The sequence below is a fragment of the Cellulomonas sp. P4_A2 genome (genome assembly GCF_056402515.1).
The window spans coordinates 20,504-37,289 of the sequence record NZ_JBFUHG010000002.1 but is presented as its reverse complement, the minus strand read 5'-3'; the positions used below and the strand labels follow the sequence as shown (position 1 = coordinate 37,289).

Here is a 16,786-nt window from a genome sequence, read left to right as displayed (position 1 = left end):
ATGGCCAAGGCCTCGCTCGAGCAGTACGCCCCGGTCAAGGGTGCGCGGTGGTGGACCGAGATCGGCTGGCGTCACGTCGTCGGCATCGTCACGATCCTGGTCTGCCTCCTGCCGCTGCTGTACGTCCTGTCGGCCTCGCTCAACCCGGGCGGCACGCTCACCGGGTCGAACGACCTGTTCCGGAACATCTCCTTCGACAACTACGCGGACCTGTTCTCCGACCAGTACTACCCGGGCTGGTACGTCAACTCGATCTACGTCTGCACCGTCACCGCGATCGGCACCGTGCTCATGGGCGCCGCCGCCGCGTACGCGTTCTCGAGGTTCCGGTTCCGCGGCCGGCACGGCTCGTTGACCGCCCTGCTGATCATCCAGATGTTCCCGCAGATGCTCGCGTTCGTCGCGCTGTTCCTGCTGCTGCAGACGCTCAGCGACGTGGTCCCGGTGCTCGGCCTGAACAGCGATACCGGCCTGATCTTCCTGTATCTCGGCGGCGCGCTCGGCGTGAACACGTTCCTCATGTACGGGTTCTTCAACACCGTCCCGCGCGAGCTCGACGAGGCTGCCAAGATCGACGGCGCCTCGCACGTGCGAATCTTCTTCACGATCATCCTGCGGCTCGTCGCGCCGATCCTCGCGGTGGTCGGCCTGCTGTCGTTCGTGAGCGCGTACGGCGAGTTCCTGCTGGCCAAGGTGGTGCTGCAGCAGCCGGAGAAGTACACGCTCGCGGTCGGTCTGTACTCCTGGGCCGCCGACGAACGTACGGCGCGCTGGAGCCTGTTCGCGGCCGGCGCGGTCATCGCCGCCATCCCGGTGATCCTGCTGTTCCAGTTCCTGCAGCGGTTCATCGTGGGGGGTCTGACCGCGGGGTCCGTCAAGGGATGAGCCATCTGCTCGGCCTCCCGCACCACGACGGTTCGGAGGTCTACGTCCGACGTGCCACGCCGCGCCTCGGCGAGGTGGTGCCCGTGCGGGTCAGGGTGCCGGCCGCCGGTCCGGAGCGGGCCGTGTGGGTGCGCGCCGTCCGCGACGGCGAACCGCGCATGGTCGAGGCGCGGCTCGAACGGTCCGACGAGCACGAGCGCTGGTACGTCGCCGACATCCCTGTGCACAACCCGGTCACGGGCTACCGCGTGCTCCTCGACGAGCCGGGCGGGTACCGCTGGCTCAACGGACGGGGCGTGCACGAGCGGGACGTCCCGGACGCGGCCGACTTCCGGCTCACCGTGCACGATCCCGCGCCGTCGTGGATGGACACGTCGGTGGTCTACCAGGTGTTCCCGGACCGGTTCGCACGCGCCGGCTCGCCCGACGGACCGCTCCCGGACTGGGCCCTGCCGGCCCGCTGGGACGACGAGCCGATCGGGTCCGGCCCCGGCACCGCGACCCAGTTCTTCGGTGGGGACCTGCCCGGGGTCGAGGCGCGACTGGACCATCTGCAGCGGCTGGGCGTCGACACCCTCTACCTCACGCCGGTCTTCCCGAGCCGGTCGAACCACCGCTACGACGCGAGCACCTTCGACCACGTGGACCCGCTGCTGGGTGGCGACGAGGCGCTCGCCTCGCTCAGCCGCGCGATCCACGGGCGGGGTATGCGGATCCTCGGCGACCTGACGACCAACCACACGGGCGCCGGGCACGAGTGGTTCGCGCGGGCGCTGGGGGACCGGGCGAGCGAGGAGGCGGAGTTCTACTACTGGTCGCAGGACGACCCGGGTTACGTCAGCTGGCTCGAGCACGCCTCGCTGCCGAAGCTGAACTACAACGCCCCCGCGCTCGCGGCCCGGATGGTCGAGGGTCCGGACTCCGTCATCGGCCGCTGGCTGGCGCCGCCCTTCGACCTGGACGGCTGGCGCATCGACGTCGCCAACATGACCGGGCGGTACGCCGACGACGACCTCACGCACGTGGTCGCGCGCACCATCCGCGCGACGATGCGCGAGATCAACCCGGACGCGGTGCTGGTGGCCGAGCACTTCCACGACGCCGGTCTGGACCTGGCCGCGGGCGGCTGGCACGCGAACATGAACTACTCGGCATTCACGCGCCCGGTCTGGACCTGGCTGGTGGACCCCGGCAGCGCGCTCGGCTTCCTCGGCATGCCCGTGCCGGTCCCGCGCCGCGACGGTGCGTCGATGGTCGCGACGATGCGCGACTTCGACGCCACCGTCCCGTGGAACATCACGACCCACCAGTGGAACATGCTCGGCTCGCACGACACCGCGCGGCTGCGCACGGTCGTCGGCACGCGGGAACGTGTCGAGCTCGCGGCCGGGCTGCTGTTCACCTACCCCGGCACCCCGGCCATGTTCGCCGGCGACGAGGGCGGGCTGACCGGGACCAACGGCGAGCACTCCCGCGTCGCGATGCCCTGGCGCGACATCGACGCCGGGGGCGGACCGCGCTGGGACGCCGGGACGTTCGAGATCTACCGGTCGCTCATCGCGGTGCGGCGCGGCTCGCGTGCCCTGCGCGAGGGCGGCATGCGGTGGGCCGTCGTGCAGCCCGACGCCGTCGCCTACCTGCGCGAGACGCTCGACGAGCGGGTGCTCGTGGTCGTCGCCCGCGCGCCGTGGGAGGGCGTCGACCTGCCGCGGCACCTGCTCGCGTCCGACGCCCTGCCGGAGAACCTGTACGGGGGTGCCGACCTCGACGTGTCTGCCGGCGCCCTGCACGTCCCCGGTGACGGCCCGGGGGTCCAGGTCTGGCGGCTCGCCTGATCGCTGAGGCACGGATCGGGTGGCGCCCGACCGGTGGGCGCCTGATCGTTAGGCTGACGCCGTGACCGCACTGGACCAGGCCCTGGACGTCGACGGGTACGTCGACGCCGACCGGGAGCGCTGGGTCCGCGAGGGCACCAAGTCCCGCGAACGGACGGCGTTCGAGCGCGACCGCGCCCGGCTGGTCCACTCGTCCGCCCTCCGGCGGCTGGGCGCCAAGACCCAGGTGCTCGGTCCGTCGTCGGACGACTTCGTGCGGACCCGCCTCACGCACACGCTCGAGGTCGCGCAGGTGGGCCGCGAGATCGGCAAGGCGCTCGGCTGCGACCCGGACGTCGTCGACACGGCGTGCCTGGCCCACGACCTCGGCCACCCCCCGTTCGGGCACAACGGCGAGCGGGCGCTGGCCGAGCTGGCCAAGGGGATCGGCGGCTTCGAGGGGAACGCCCAGACCCTGCGGCTGCTCACCCGGCTGGAGCCGAAGGTCGTCGGACCCGACGGGCGCGCCGTGGGCCTCAACCTCACGCGCGCGTCCCTCGACGCGTCCGTGAAGTACCCGTGGCGGCACCTGCAGGGTCCGATCAGCGAGGCGAGCGGCCGGCCGACGCACAAGTTCGGCGTCTACGAGGACGACCTGCCCGTGTTCGAGTGGCTGCGCTCGGACGCGCCTGCGGGTCGCAAGTGCCTCGAGGCGCAGGTCATGGACCTGGCCGACGACATCTCCTACTCGGTGCACGACGTCGAGGACGCGGTCGTCGGCGGGCGTCTGGACCTCGAGGTGCTCGGCGTCCCCCAGGAGCGGGACCGCGTCGTCGAGGCCGTGCAGACCTGGTACGGCGACGCCGTCTCCGGCGACGAGCTCCAGGACGCCATCGACCGGCTGGTGGCCGCGAAGCTCTGGCGGCAGGGCTTCGACGGGTCGCGCGGGGCGCTGGCCCACCTCAAGGACTCGACCAGCCAGCTGATCGGCCGGTTCGCGAAGGCGTCCCAGCGGGCGACGCGTGCGGAGTACGGCCCCGGGCCGCTCACGCGCTACGGCGCCGACCTGATCGTCCCGCACGAGACGCTCGCCGAGATCCTCGTGCTCAAGGGCCTCGCGGTCGCCTACGTCATGGCCCCGCGCGAGCTCGAACCGCTCTACCACCGCCAGCGCGAGGTGCTCACGGACCTCGTGCACGTGCTGTCCGAGCGGGCGCCGATCGCGCTCGAGCCCCCGTTCGCCGCCGACTGGGCGGTCGCCGACGACGACGCCGCGCGGCTCCGCGTGGTCGTCGACCAGGTCGCCTCGCTCACCGACGTCTCGGCCGCCGAGCTGCACGCCCGCCTGGTTCACCCGCCGCGCCACGGCGGGCCCGCAGCTTTCGTCTGATCACGTCGGTGGACGCGCCTAGACTCTGCCCGTGGCGGGACGCATCCGACGGGAGGACGTGGAGGCGGTCCGCGAGCGTGCCCACATCGACGAGATCGTCGGGCAGCACGTCACGCTGAAGTCCGCGGGCGTCGGATCGATGAAGGGCCTGTGCCCCTTCCACGACGAACGCTCGCCCTCGTTCCACGTCCGCCCGCAGGTCGGCCGCTACCACTGCTTCGGCTGCGGCGAGGGCGGCGACGTCATCGACTTCGTGCAGAAGGTCGACGGGCTCGGGTTCTCCGAGGCGGTCGAGTACCTGGCCGGCAAGGTCGGCATCCAGCTGCGGTACGAGGAGGGCGGCGCACCCCGTCCGGGCGAGGAGCCCGGCAAGCGTCGTCGGCTGATCGAGGCACACAAGGTGTCCGAGGAGTTCTTCCGCGAGCAGCTGAGCACCCCGGAGGCCGCCGCCGGCCGGGCGTTCCTGTCCGAGCGAGGCTTCGACCGGACCGCGGCCGCCGACTTCGGCGTCGGCTACGCGCCGAAGAGCTGGGACGCGCTCATGCGGCACCTGCGCGGCCGAGGGTTCACCGAGGCCGAGCTCACGGCGTCGGGCCTGGTCAGCCAGGGGCAGCGCGGCGTCTACGACCGGTTCCGCGGGCGGCTCGTGTGGCCCATCCGCGAGGTGACGGGCGAGACGGTCGGGTTCGGTGCGCGCCGGCTCTACGACGAGGACCAGGGACCCAAGTACCTGAACACCCCGGAGACCGCGCTCTACAAGAAGTCGCACGTCCTGTACGGCATCGACCTGGCCAAGAAGGACATGCAGCGCGACAAGCGGGTCGTCGTCGTCGAGGGCTACACCGACGTCATGGCCATGCACCTGTCGGGCGTCGGCACCGCCGTGGCGACCTGCGGCACCGCCTTCGGGTCGGACCACGCCCGGATCGTGCGCCGGCTCGTCGGTGACTCCGGCTCGACCGGGGGAGTGCAGCTGGCCTCGGGCGCCTCCGTGGGCGGCGAGATCATCTTCACGTTCGACGGTGACGCCGCAGGTCAGAAGGCCGCGCTGCGCGCGTTCGGCGAGGACCAGACGTTCACCGCGCAGACGTTCGTGGCGGTCGAGAAGTCGGGCATGGACCCGTGCGAGCTGCGGCAGGCCAAGGGGCCCGACGCGGTGCGCGCCCTGGTCGCCGGCCGCACCCCGCTCTACGAGTTCGTCATCAAGAGCACGCTGGAGACCTTCGACCTGCGCACCGCCGAGGGTCGGATCGGCGCCCTGCGCGCCGCCGCACCGGTGGTCGCGGGCATCCGGGACACCGGGCTCCGGCCCGAGTACACGCGCATGCTGACCGGCTGGCTCGGGATCGACGACGAGGAGCAGGTGCGTCGCGCGGTCCAGGGGGCGACGGCCCGGCAGCCGTCGCGCGGCGCCGACCCGCGACCGCAGACGCCGACCCGCGAGGAGCGCCCGGCGCCGCAGCAGGCCCGCATGCCGCAGCCGGACCGCCGCGACCCCGTCGCGCAGATCGAACGCACCGCGCTCGAGGTGGTCCTCCAGCACCCCGATCTCGTGCCCGAGGAGTTCGACGACCTGCCCGCCGACGCGTTCGGCGCACCCGCCTACCGCGCCGTGCACGAGGCGGTCCGGGCCGCGGGCGGTCTCGTCGTCGCCCGGACGCTCGGGAACGCGACCGCGTGGGTGGGTGCGGTGATCGAGGAGGCCGGCGAGAACCTGCGGCCGCTGGTCACCGAGCTCGCCGTGGCGCCGCTGCCCGAGGACCGGCCGGCGTCGCTCGACGGCTACGTCAAGGGCGTCGTGCGCAGCCTGGTCGAGATGGGCTTCACGCGGCACATCGCCGAGCTGCGCGGACGGCTCCAGCGCATGGACGCCGAGGCCGACCCCGACGCCTACCGCGCCGCGTACGCAGAGCTGGTCGAGGTCGAGGGCCGACGCCGGAACCTGCGCGAGAGCGCGTAGGAACGGTTCAGCGCAGGGCGACGAGCCCCGTGCCCTGGTCGAGGGTCAGACCGCCGTGGATCGTCGCAGTCACGGTCATCGCGGCGACGTAGAGGTTGCCGCCGTACCAGGAGATGAACGCGGTGTCGGTGGCGTCCCGCCCGGTCGCGATGCGGACCAGGGACTCGCGCGGCGCCATCCCGGTTGCGTCGACCACCTGCCACGCGCCGTCGATGTAGGCCTCGGCCACGGCGTGGAAGTCCATCGGCTTGAGGCCGGGCGCGTAGACGGAGGCCAGGCGGGCCGGCACGTCGCGGGCGCGGAGCAGCGCGACGACGAGGTGCGCGAAGTCCCGGCAGACGCCGCGACGCTTGAGCAGGGTGTCGGTCGCGCCGTCGGTCGGCAGGCTGGAGCCCGACAGGTAGGTGACGTGGTTGGTCACCCAGGCGACGACCGCATCGAGCAGCGCCTCGCCCGAGAGGTCCTTGAACTGGTCGCGCGCGAACGCCAGCAGCCGGTCGGAGTCGGCGTAGCGCGACGGCCGGCGGTACTCGACGATGTCGACGTCGTCGATGGGCGGCAGGTCCGCCTGGCCCGTGATGCTGGCGTGGTAGTCGACCACCACGCGGCCCTTCGGCGCGAGCACGCGGTGCATGCGGGCGCCGTGGGCGAGCTTGATCTCGGTGACGTCCAGGGGACCGTCGTCATGGCGGACGGAGAGGAGCTCCGAGCGGTCGTAGGCGCCGTCGGCGACGGCCACGAGGAGCTCGATCTCGAGCGGGGCGCGCACGTCGAGAGAGAGATGAGAAGTCACGGTGCGCAGCACGGCCGCGGGTCCTTTCCCAGCCGTCGGTGGCTGGACCATCTAGAGGGGCGAGCGCAAGTGTGAGGCTCACGGGGCCCCGCGTCCAGCCCGCGGACAGGATCCGATGAACGCGCAGGTCAGAGCCCTGACCGCCGATCGGTCCGGGTCCGTCGGAACCCCTCTAGATGGACATGCGTCCAGGACCTTGGTCTCAGACGACCAGGACGGTCTTGCCGGGGCCGTGGCCCGGCGTGCCGGCGAAGGTGTACCCCTCCCGGCCACGCTCCAGCGGGAACGTCGCGGCGATCGTCGTGCGCAGGTCCCCGGAGGCCACCAGGGCCGCGATCTGCTCGAGTGCCGAGCCGTTGCCGGCGACGACGAAGAACGTGGCCGAGTAGCCGCCTGCCGCCGCCCGGTCCTGGTCCGGAGGCGTGTTGAGCGTGACCAGGTGCCCGCCCTCGCGGACCACCGCATAGGAGTCGTCGAGGACCCGTCCGCCGAGCGTGTCGAGCACGACGTCGTAGGTGCGGCCACCGCCGAACTGCGCCGGGTCGGTGGTCACGACGGTCGTCGCACCGAGGGCTCGGACCACCTCCTCGTCGCGCGCGTAGGCGGTCGTCGTGACGTTCGCGCCCTTGAGCACCGCGAGCTGGATCGCGAACCCGCCCACGCTGCCCGCGCCCGCGTGCACGAGCACGTCCGTGCCCGGACCGATCGGGGCGTGGTCCTCGAAGGCCTCCCACGCGGTGAGCGCGGCCACCGGCAGCGTGACGGCGTCGACGTCGGACACGCCGTCGGGCCGGTGCGCGAGCGCGGTGGCCGGCACCGCCACGTACTGCGCGGCGCCGCCCTGCGACTCGAACGGCACCTGCCCGAACACGGCGTCACCGACGGCGAACCCGGACACGTCCGCGCCGAGCGCGGCGACCGTGCCCGAGACCTCGTGCCCGGGGACGGCCGGGGTGCCGTCCTTCTCGAGACGAGCCCACGTCTCGTCCCAGGTGAGCTCGGTGAACGTGATCCCGACGGCCGCCACCCGCACGAGCACCTCGCCGGGGCCGGGGACCGGCACCGGGGCGTCCTCGTAGACGAGCTGGTCGTAGCTGCCGCGGGTGTGGGCGCGCAGCGCCTTCATCGTGGTGCTCATCCACCCGACCGTAGCCATGGACCGACCGCGCCGCCCGCGGCCGTCTCACATGTCGTCGTGCCGCGTCACCCAGCCCTGCTCGACGCCTCCGACCGACTCGCCGATCGACTTCCTCGGCGGCTCGTGCTGCACGTGCCCGCAGCGGGTGCAGCGCCACGTCGGGTCGTCCGCAGCCGTCCGGACGAGCCGGTGGTCCCGCGGCAGCTCGCAGATCCACCACTTCCCCGGTGGGGGCACGTCCGGGCGGTGGTCGCGAAGCGCGGAGACCAGCCGGGGCACCTCGACGACGACGATCACGTACGCGAGGAACGCCATGAAGAACAGTCCGATGGAGAAGCCCGGACCCGCCAGCGACGCCACTGTCAGGGCGACCGCCGCCACGAGGGCGATCGCGAGCACCGCGGACCGGAAGATCAGCCGGCGTCGTCGCACGGCACACCCCTACCCGCCGCCGGAGCGGCTCGTCGGGACCGAGTCTCCTCGCTAATTCCCCTCGTGGAAAGGATCGTCGGCGGCCTACCGTGGCCGGATGGACCTGGCAGCAGAGGTCGAGGCGCTCGCCGGCGAGTTCTCCGGCGTGGTCCGCGTCGACCGCGCGGGAACGACGATCCTCGACGCCGCCTACGGGCTGGCCGACCGCAGGCACGCGCTGCCCATGAGGGTCGACTCCCAGGTGGCGATGGCGAGCGGCTGCAAGGGCATGACCGCGCTCGCGGTGATGAGCCTCGTCGAGGACGGGACCCTCACGCTCGACACGACCGCGCGCTCGCTGCTGCGCGACGACCTGCCGCTCATCGCCGACGACGTCACCGTCGAGCACCTGCTCGCCCACCGGTCGGGGATCGGCGACTACCTCGACGAGAGCGAGGACTCCGACATCAACGAGTACGCCCTCGCGGTGCCCATGCAGGAGCTGGAGACCACCGAGCAGTTCCTCGCGGTGCTCGACGGCTTCCCGACCGCGTTCCCGGCCGGCGACCGCTTCCAGTACTGCAACGGCGGCTACGTGGTCCTGGCGCTGCTCGCCGAGCGCGCGAGCGGCACCGACTTCCACGACCTCGTCCGCGACCGGGTCTGCCGGCCCGCCGGTCTCGTCGACACGGACTTCCTGCGCTCCGACGACCTGCCGGGGCGGGCGGCCGTGGGGTACGTCGAGAACGGCCGGACCAACGTGTTCCACTTGCCGGTCGTCGGCAACGGCGACGGCGGGCTCTACACGACGACCACCGACATGCACCGGTTCTGGGCCGCGCTGTTCGCCGGCGCCATCGTCTCGCCGTCGTCGGTCGCCCTCATGACGAGCGCGCACAGCGAGTACTTCGAGGAGGGGCGGCGCTACGGCCTCGGGTTCTGGCTGCACAAGGACCGCGACATCCTGATCCTCGACGGCTACGACGCCGGCGTCTCGTTCCGCAGCCTGCACCATCCAGCCGAGCAGCTCACGTTCACGGTCGTCGGGACCACGTCCGACGGAGCCTGGCCGATCGCGCGACTGCTCGCGGAGCGGCTCGGGGTGACCCCGGACTGACCGGCGTCACCACCAGCCCTGGCGCTTGGCCCACCACAGGAGGCCCGCCGACATCGCGAGCATGACGGCCAGCGCGACCGAGAGGGGCACGGGCGTCGTGTGGTTGTTCACGATGAGGTTCATGCCGAGCACCGACGCGAGTGCCGTGATGGGCAGGGTGACCACCGCGATGACGGCGAGCCGCTCGGCGGCGATCGTCATCTTCGTCTCGGTGCGCGCCCGGTAGAACTCGATCACGCCCTGCAGGTAGTCCTTCTCCTCGGCGGCCAGCGCGGCGATGCGGTCGAACTGGTCGATCAGGTCGGCGACGAGGTGGCGGCTCTCCTCCGGCACCGCGCGCGAGATCCCGGACAGGCGGCGGTAGATCTGCCCCGTCTGCGCGGCGATCGTGCGGATCGCGAGCAGCCCGTGCCGGGTGCGGAACATCTCGTCCAGGAGCTGCTCGGGGTCGTCGTACCCGCCCTCGGTGACCCGTCGCTCGAGCTCCCAGACGTCGGTGGTCAGCTCCTCGACGAACCGCTCCATGTGCCGCGTGAGGGTCGAGACGATCGCGTGCGAGATGTCGAAGGACGTCCTGGGGCGCAGTCGTCCCGACCGGATGCGGGCGAGGACCTCGTCGGTGTCGCGCAGCATCACCTCGCGACCGACCGCCGGGTTCACGGGTCCGTGCACGGTGATCAGGTACTTCGGGCCGATCACACGGTCGAGCTCGACGTGGTGGACGTGCCCGGCGGCCCCCCTCTCGGGGGCGTGCAGGATCAGGAGCAGCGAGTCCGGGTAGGCGTGCAGCTTGGGCAGCCGGTTGCGCACCTCCATGTCGTGCACCGCGAGCGGGTGCAGGCCGAAGACGCGGGTCAGCTCCTCGGCGGCCTCCGGGGACCACTCCGGGACGTCGACCCAGACGATGCCGCGCTTGGCGGCGAGCAGGGCGGGCAGCTCCTCGACCGTGCAGTCGCGGACGCCGTCGTCGATCACCAGGTGGACGTCCATACCTGTCATCCTCCAGCGCGGGCGCGCGTCCGCCACCCGGCGCTCGGGCCGAGACCTCGTCGGGTCCTCAGGACGCGGACCTGAGGCGGCGCTCGGCGGCGGCCCAGCGTTCCTCGTGGCCGTCGGGGCCGCGGTCCGGCAGGTACGTGACCGTCTCGGTGTTGTGTGCGATCACGGTGCGCAGGTCGCGCAGGTCACCGGCGACCACCCCCGCGGCGCGTGCCTGGACCAGCACGTTCCCGAGTGCGGCGGCCTCGACCGGTCCCGCGACGACCGGCAGGCCCGTGGCATCTGCGGTCAGCCGGCACAGCAGGGCGTTGCGCGCGCCACCGCCCACCAGGTGCACGGTCCGCACGTCGTGGTCGGCCAGCTCGGCGGCGGTCCGGACCGCGCGGCGGTAGGCGAGCGCGAGCGAGTCGAGGATGCACCGCACGACCTGCGCCCGCGTCGTCGGGACGGGCTGCCCGGTCGACCGCGCGGCGTGCGCCAGACGCGCCGGCATGTCGCCGGGGTGCAGGAAGTCCCCGGCGTCGATGTCGACGACGGTCCGCAGCGACGGCACGTCGGCCGCGAGCTGGAGCAGGTGGGGCAGGTCGGCGTCGTCGCCATCGGTCTCGCGCCAGGTGCGCAGTGACTCCTGCAGGACCCAGAGACCCATGACGTTGCGCAGGTAGCGGACGGTCCCGTCGACGCCGGCCTCGTTGGTGAAGTTGGCCAGACGGCTCGCCTCGCTGAGCACCGGCGCGTCGAGCTCGAGCCCGACCAGCGACCAGGTGCCGCACGAGACGTACGCGAAGTCCGGCGCGGTCGCGGGCACGCCCACGACCGCGGATGCGGTGTCGTGCGAGCCGACGGTCCACACCCGCAGGCCGTCGCCCAGCCCGAGCTCGGGGAGCGCCGTGCCGAGCAGGGTGCCCGGCTCCCGCAGCGGAGGCAGGAGCGACTCCTCGATCCCCAGCCGTGCCGCGAGGTCCGTCGCCCACTGCCGGGTCCGTGCGTCGAGCAGGCCGGTCGTCGACGCGTTCGTGATCTCGGCGCCCTGCACGCCCGTGAGGCGGGCGCCGAGCAGGTCGGGGATGAGCAGGATCCGGTCGGCGGCCGCCAGCTCGCCGTGTGCGGCGACGAGCTGGAAGACCGTGTTGAACTGCTGCGTCTGGATGCCCGTGCGGCCGTAGAGCTCGGCCGCGCCGATCGTCGCGAAGACGCGGTCCGGCACGCCGTCGGTGCGGTGGTCGCGGTAGTGCACCGGCGCACCGAGAAGCGCGCCCGCGCGGTCGACCAGGCCGTAGTCGACCGCCCACGAGTCGATGCCGACGCCGTCGAGCGTCTCCCCGCCGCCGGTCAGGGTGCGCAGGCCGCCGACGATGTCCCGCCACAGCCGCTCCAGGTCCCAGCGCAGCCCGCCCGGGACGTCGACGGCACCGTTGGGGAACCGCGCGACCTCGTCGAGGACCACGCGCGGCCCGGCCCGCCAGGCGTCGACGCGCCCGAGCATGACCCGGCCGCTCGACGCGCCGAGGTCGACGGCCGCGAACCCCGCCATCAGCGCAGGAAGGCTGCGGCGACGCCGGAGTCGACCGGGACGTGCAGGCCCGTGGTCTGGACGAGGTCGGGTCCGGTCAGGGCGAACACCGCGGCGGCGACGTGCTCGGGCAGGACCTCCTTCTTCAGCAGCGTGCGCTGGGCGTAGTACGCGCCCAGCTCGGTCTCCGGGACGCCGTAGACGGCCGCCCGCTGGGCGCCCCACCCACCGGCGAAGATCCCCGACCCGCGCACGACGCCGTCCGGGTTGACGCCGTTCACGCGGATGCCGTGCTCGCCCAGCTCGGCCGCGAGCAGGCGGACCTGGTGGGCCTGGTCGGCCTTCGTCGCGGAGTAGGCGATGTTGTTCGGGCCCGCGAACAGCGAGTTCTTCGAGGCGATGTAGACGATGTCCCCGCCCATGCCCTGCGCGATCATCGCGCGGGCAGCCTCGCGCGCGACGAGGAACGACCCGCGGGCCATCACGTCGTGCTGCAGGTCCCAGTCGCGCACGGTGGTCTCCAGCAGCGGCTTGGAGATGGACAGGCCCGCGTTGTTCACCACGAGGTCGACGCCGCCGAAGGCCAGCACCGTCTCGCGGACCAGTCGGGCGATGTCCTCCTCGGAGGTCACGTCCGCCTGCACCGCGACCGCCACGTCGGAACCACCCAGCGACGCCGCGACCTCGCTCGCGCCCTCCAGGTTCAGGTCGGCGACCACGACGCAGGCGCCCTCGGCGGCCAGGCGCTCGGCGATCGCGCGCCCGATCCCCGACCCGGCACCGGTGACCACGGCGACGCGCGTGGCCAGCGGCTTGGGCTTGGGCATGCGGGCGAGCTTGGCCTCCTCGAGCGCCCAGTACTCGATGCGGAACTTCTCGGACTCGTCGATCGGGGCGTACGTACTGATCGCCTCGGCGCCGCGCATCACGTTGATCGCGTTGACGTAGAACTCCCCGGCCACCCGCGCCGTCTGCTTGTCCTTGCCGAACGAGAACATCCCGACGCCGGGCACCAGGACGATGGCCGGGTCGGCGCCGCGGATCGGCGGGCTGTCCGGGGTCGCGTGCCGGTCGTAGTACGCCTGGTAGTCGGCCCGGTAGGCGGCGTGCCGCTCCTGCAGCCGCGCGACGACCTCGTCCAGCGGTGCGGTCGCGGGCAGGTCGACCACCAGCGGCGACACCTTGGTGCGGAGGAAGTGGTCCGGGCACGACGTGCCCAGCGCCGCCAACCGACCCAGGGCCTGGCGGCCGACGAAGTCGAGCACGACCTCGCTGTCCGTGAAGTGACCCACCTGCGGCCGGTCGATCGAGGCGAGCCCACGGATCACGGGCGCGAGCGCGGCCGCGCGGGCCCGCCGCTGGTCGTCGGGAAGAGCCGGGACCACGACCGCACCGAACGGGTGCTCGCCCTGCGACCGCGACGCGATGAACGCCTCCGCGGTACGGATGATCCGCAGCGAGCGCTCCTCGACCTCGTCGGACGTCGATCCCCACGCCGTGATGCCGTGGCCGCCGAGGATGCAGCCGATCGCCTGCGGGTTGGCGTCCTTGATGGCCGCGATGTCCAGCCCGAGCTGGAACCCGGGCCGGCGCCACGGCACCCACACGACCGCGTCGCCGAAGATCTCCCGGGTCAGTGCCTCGCCGTCGGCGGCGGTGGCGATAGCGATGCCGGCGTCGGGATGCAGGTGGTCCACGTGCGGGGCGTCGACCAGGGCGTGCATCGCGGTGTCGATCGACGGAGCCGCGCCGCCGCGGCCGTGCAGGCAGTAGTCGAACGCCTCGACCATCTCGTCCTCGCGGTCGACCCCCGGGTACACCTCGACCAGGGCACGGACGCGGTCCAGTCGCAGCACGGCCAGGTTCTTCGCCGTCAGGGTGCCCAGGTCGCCCCCGGACCCCTTGACCCACAGCAGCTCCACGTCCTGACCGGTGACCGGGTCCAGGGCCGCGCCCTTGGCGGACGTGTTGCCACCGGCGTAGTTCGTCGTCCGCGGATCGGCTCCCAGACGGTTCGAACGGGCGACCAGTGACTCGGCAGGCGTCGGCATCAGGCTCCCCATCCGGCCTGCGCGCCACCGACGCGCTCGGCCACGATCGTGTCGGCATACCCGGACGCCCGGTAGGCGCCCATCGGGTCGGGGTCGAGCCCCTGGGACGTGCGCAGGTCCGCCAGCAGCGGCCGCACGTCCGTGTTGTAGGCGTCCATGAGCACCGCGTTCGCGCCGAGCACGTCGCCGGCCAGCTGCGCCGCGAGCAGGGCGTCGACGTCCACGAGCAGGGCCTTGGCCGTCGCCTCCTGCACGTTCATCACCGACCGGATCTGCCCCGGGATCTTGGGCTCGATGTTGTGGCACTGGTCGAGCATGAAGTTCACGCCGGAGTCGGGGGACAGGGCGCCCGCCTCGACGATCTCGTGCAGGATCCGGAACAGCTGGAACGGGTCCGCGGCGCCGACCATCAGGTCGTCGTCGGCGTAGAACCGGGAGTTGAAGTCGAAGGCGCCCAGGCGTCCGGCGCGCAGCAGCTGCGCGACGATGAACTCGATGTTGGTGCCGGGTGCGTGGTGCCCGGTGTCCAGGACGACGAACGCCTGCTCGCCCAGCGCGAGGCAGTGCAGCAGCGACGTGCCCCAGTCGGGGATGTCCATCGAGTAGAACGCGGGCTCGAAGAACTTGTACTCGAGGATCAGCCGGTGGTTCGGGTCGAGGGCTGCGTAGACCTGCGCGAGCGACTCGGCGAGGCGGTCCTGCCGGGCGCGCAGCGAGTCCTGGCCGGGGTAGTTCAGGCCGTCGGGCAGCCAGATCTTCAGGTCGGTGGAGCCCGTGGCGCGCATGACGTCGATGCACTGGACGTGGTGGGCGACGGCCTTGGCGCGCACCCGGGCGTCCGGGTGCGTCAGTGACCCGAGCATGTAGTCGTCGTCCTGGAAGAGGTTCGAGTTGATGGCGCCGATCTGCAGCCCGAGGTCGGCGGCGTGCGCCGCCAGCCGGTCGTAGTCGTCGACGAGGTCCCAGGGGATGTGCAGCGACACCCGCGGGGTGACGCCCGTGTACCGGTGCACCTGCGCGGCGTCCGCCAGCTTCTCGTACGGGTCCCGCGGGACTCCGGCCTGCGCGAAGACCTTGAACCGGGTGCCGGAGTTCCCGAACGCCCACGAGGGCAGCTCGATCGTCTGCTGGGCGAGGGCCGCCCGGGCTGTCTGCGGGTCGATCGTCATACGTGTGGCTCCTGTGCTCCGGCCGTGGGCAGGCCTGCTGCCCGCAGCTGTGCGTCGAGGTCGAACACCTCGTCGAGGACCGCGAAGCCCTCGTCGGGGTTGCCCGGCGTGAGGAAGAACTGCGCCATCTCCGCCTGCCAACGGGCGTTGACCTGCGTCGCCGCCATCGCTGCTCGGGCGGCGGCGAAGTCCGTCGTCTCCAGGAAGCCGACGAGCAGGCCGTCGGCGCCCAGGTGCAGCGTGTAGTCCGCCCAGCCCGCGTCCCGCAGCGCCTCGAGCATCTCCGGCCAGACGGCGGCGTGCCGTGCCCGGTACTCGTCGAGACGGTCCGCGCGGACGCGGGAGATGAAGCAGACGCGGGTCATGGGAGGCGCTCCGAGGTGTGGGACCCGGTGCCGGCCGTCGTGCCGGCCGGCACCGGGGGTGGCGACGTCAGAAGTCGAAGTCGTCGATGTTGTCGGCGTTGAACACGTACGGCTCGCCCAGCAGGACGGTCGCGTCTGCGCCGACCTTGAACTCGCCGAGGGCGCCCGCCGTGAAGGTGTCACCCTCCTTGCCGGTGATCGTCCCGTCCACCAGCGCTCCGGCGGCGTACGCGGCGAGGGCGCCGAGGTCCTCCGGGTTCCACAGGGCGAAGGCGTCGACGGTCCCGTCCTTGACGTAGTCGCGCATGGAGTTCGGCGTGCCGAGCCCGGTCAGCTTGACCTTGCCCTTGGCGTCGGACGTCTGCAGGTACCGGGCAGCGGCCGCGATGCCGACCGTGGTGGGCGAGACGATGCCCTTGAGGTTGGGGTGCGACTGCAGCAGTGCGGCGGTCTTGTCGAACGACGTCTGGTCGTCGTCGTCGCCGTAGACCACGTCGACGAGCTGGATGTTCGGGTGGTTGTCCGCGAGGTCCGTCTTCATCATGTCGATCCACGCGTTCTGGTTGGTCGCGTTGGCCGTGGCCGACAGGATCGCGATCTCGCCCGCGTCGCCGATCTGCTCGGCGATCAGGTCGACCTGCGCCTTGGCGATGCCCTCGGCGGTGGCCTGGTTGATGAACAGGTCGCGGCACTCGGCGTCGACGTCGGAGTCGAACGTCACGATCTTGATGCCCGCCGCCTTCGCCTCGTCCAGCGAGCTGCACAGCGCCGACTTGTCGTTCGCGGACAGGACGATCGCGCTGACCTTCTGCTGGGTGAGCGTGTTGATGAAGCTCACCTGCGCGTCCGGCGTCCCCTCGGTCGGGCCGACCTCCTTGAAGGTCCCGCCCATGGCCTCGACGGCCGCCTTGCCACCCTTGCTCGAGGTGTCGAAGTACGGGTTGCCGAGGTTCTTCGGCAGGAACGTGATCGAGAGGTCACCCCCGCCACCCTCGGCCGACGCCGACGAGTCGCCCCCGGCCGTGTCGTCCGAGCCCGGTGCGCCGGAGCTGCAGGCTGCGGCGAGGAGGGCGACGGCAGCGGCGGCGACGGCGACGCGTGCTGCGGTGAGTCCTCGGCCGTCCTTCCGACGCGAGATCCACATCATCATGGGACTTCCCTTCTGGTGCTGTGCGGATGGG

Annotated in this window: 14 protein-coding genes; 5 read left to right on the top strand and 9 right to left on the bottom strand. The window is 72.2% G+C overall.

What is annotated here, in order from left to right; genetic code table 11:
- The 4 genes from AC1DUE_RS02990 to dnaG all read left to right on the top strand — a co-directional run bounded on the left by AC1DUE_RS02990 (nt 1) and on the right by dnaG (nt 6,049).
- Nucleotides 1–885, top strand: coding sequence for a sugar ABC transporter permease (locus AC1DUE_RS02990; protein ID WP_477037902.1), 885 nt, complete (start codon nt 1–3; stop codon nt 883–885).
- Nucleotides 882–2,720: a glycoside hydrolase family 13 protein gene (locus tag AC1DUE_RS02985; protein WP_477037901.1), complete on the top strand. Its 1,839-nt coding sequence runs from the start codon at nt 882–884 to the stop codon at nt 2,718–2,720. Before AC1DUE_RS02990 ends, AC1DUE_RS02985 begins: the two co-directional genes overlap by 4 nt.
- 70 nt (nt 2,721–2,790) lie before the next feature.
- The gene (locus AC1DUE_RS02980) at nt 2,791–4,089 is read left to right on the top strand and encodes a deoxyguanosinetriphosphate triphosphohydrolase (RefSeq protein WP_477038095.1); all 1,299 of its coding nucleotides are present in this window, start codon (nt 2,791–2,793) and stop codon (nt 4,087–4,089) included.
- Nucleotides 4,090–4,120: 31 nt separating this feature from the next.
- Nucleotides 4,121–6,049: a DNA primase gene (gene dnaG, locus AC1DUE_RS02975; protein WP_477037900.1), complete on the top strand. Its 1,929-nt coding sequence runs from the start codon at nt 4,121–4,123 to the stop codon at nt 6,047–6,049.
- A 7-nt stretch (nt 6,050–6,056) separates the two neighbouring features.
- On the opposite strand, the gene AC1DUE_RS02970 is transcribed toward dnaG, so the two are convergent.
- The 3 genes from AC1DUE_RS02970 to AC1DUE_RS02960 form a co-directional block, all read right to left on the bottom strand.
- Nucleotides 6,057–6,854: a transglutaminase-like domain-containing protein gene (locus AC1DUE_RS02970; RefSeq protein ID WP_477037899.1), complete on the bottom strand. Its 798-nt coding sequence runs from the start codon at nt 6,852–6,854 to the stop codon at nt 6,057–6,059.
- A gap of 190 nt (nt 6,855–7,044) precedes the next feature.
- Complete coding sequence (locus tag AC1DUE_RS02965) at nt 7,045–7,980, bottom strand: NADP-dependent oxidoreductase (protein ID WP_477037898.1); 936 nt, start codon at nt 7,978–7,980, stop codon at nt 7,045–7,047.
- Nucleotides 7,981–8,025: 45 nt separating this feature from the next.
- Complete coding sequence (locus AC1DUE_RS02960) at nt 8,026–8,412, bottom strand: hypothetical protein (protein WP_477037897.1); 387 nt, start codon at nt 8,410–8,412, stop codon at nt 8,026–8,028.
- Between the two features lie 97 nt (nt 8,413–8,509).
- Between AC1DUE_RS02960 and AC1DUE_RS02955 the strand changes: the two genes are divergently transcribed.
- Nucleotides 8,510–9,508 (top strand): serine hydrolase domain-containing protein, encoded by a 999-nt coding sequence (locus tag AC1DUE_RS02955; RefSeq protein ID WP_477037896.1) that lies wholly within the window; start codon nt 8,510–8,512, stop codon nt 9,506–9,508.
- Nucleotides 9,509–9,514: 6 nt separating this feature from the next.
- Here the strand turns inward: AC1DUE_RS02955 and AC1DUE_RS02950 are convergent, their stop codons facing one another.
- The 6 genes from AC1DUE_RS02950 to rhaS all read right to left on the bottom strand — a co-directional run bounded on the left by AC1DUE_RS02950 (nt 9,515) and on the right by rhaS (nt 16,749).
- Nucleotides 9,515–10,498, bottom strand: a complete 984-nt coding sequence (locus tag AC1DUE_RS02950) for a magnesium transporter CorA family protein (RefSeq protein WP_477037895.1) — start codon at nt 10,496–10,498, stop codon at nt 9,515–9,517.
- 67 nt (nt 10,499–10,565) lie between these two features.
- A complete protein-coding gene (locus AC1DUE_RS02945; protein WP_477037894.1) occupies nt 10,566–12,041 on the bottom strand; it encodes a rhamnulokinase in 1,476 nt (491 codons plus the stop codon).
- Nucleotides 12,041–14,071, bottom strand: a complete 2,031-nt coding sequence (locus AC1DUE_RS02940) for a bifunctional aldolase/short-chain dehydrogenase (protein ID WP_477037893.1) — start codon at nt 14,069–14,071, stop codon at nt 12,041–12,043. Before AC1DUE_RS02940 ends, AC1DUE_RS02945 begins: the two co-directional genes overlap by 1 nt.
- A complete protein-coding gene (gene rhaI / locus AC1DUE_RS02935) occupies nt 14,071–15,240 on the bottom strand; it encodes an L-rhamnose isomerase (protein ID WP_477037892.1) in 1,170 nt (389 codons plus the stop codon). The genes AC1DUE_RS02940 and rhaI overlap by 1 nt, the downstream gene beginning before the upstream one ends.
- A complete protein-coding gene (locus AC1DUE_RS02930; protein ID WP_477037891.1) occupies nt 15,237–15,605 on the bottom strand; it encodes an L-rhamnose mutarotase in 369 nt (122 codons plus the stop codon). The genes rhaI and AC1DUE_RS02930 overlap by 4 nt, the downstream gene beginning before the upstream one ends.
- Before the next feature lie 67 nt (nt 15,606–15,672).
- Nucleotides 15,673–16,749, bottom strand: coding sequence for a rhamnose ABC transporter substrate-binding protein (gene rhaS / locus AC1DUE_RS02925; protein ID WP_477038094.1), 1,077 nt, complete (start codon nt 16,747–16,749; stop codon nt 15,673–15,675).
- Nucleotides 16,750–16,786: the final 37 nt, after the last annotated feature.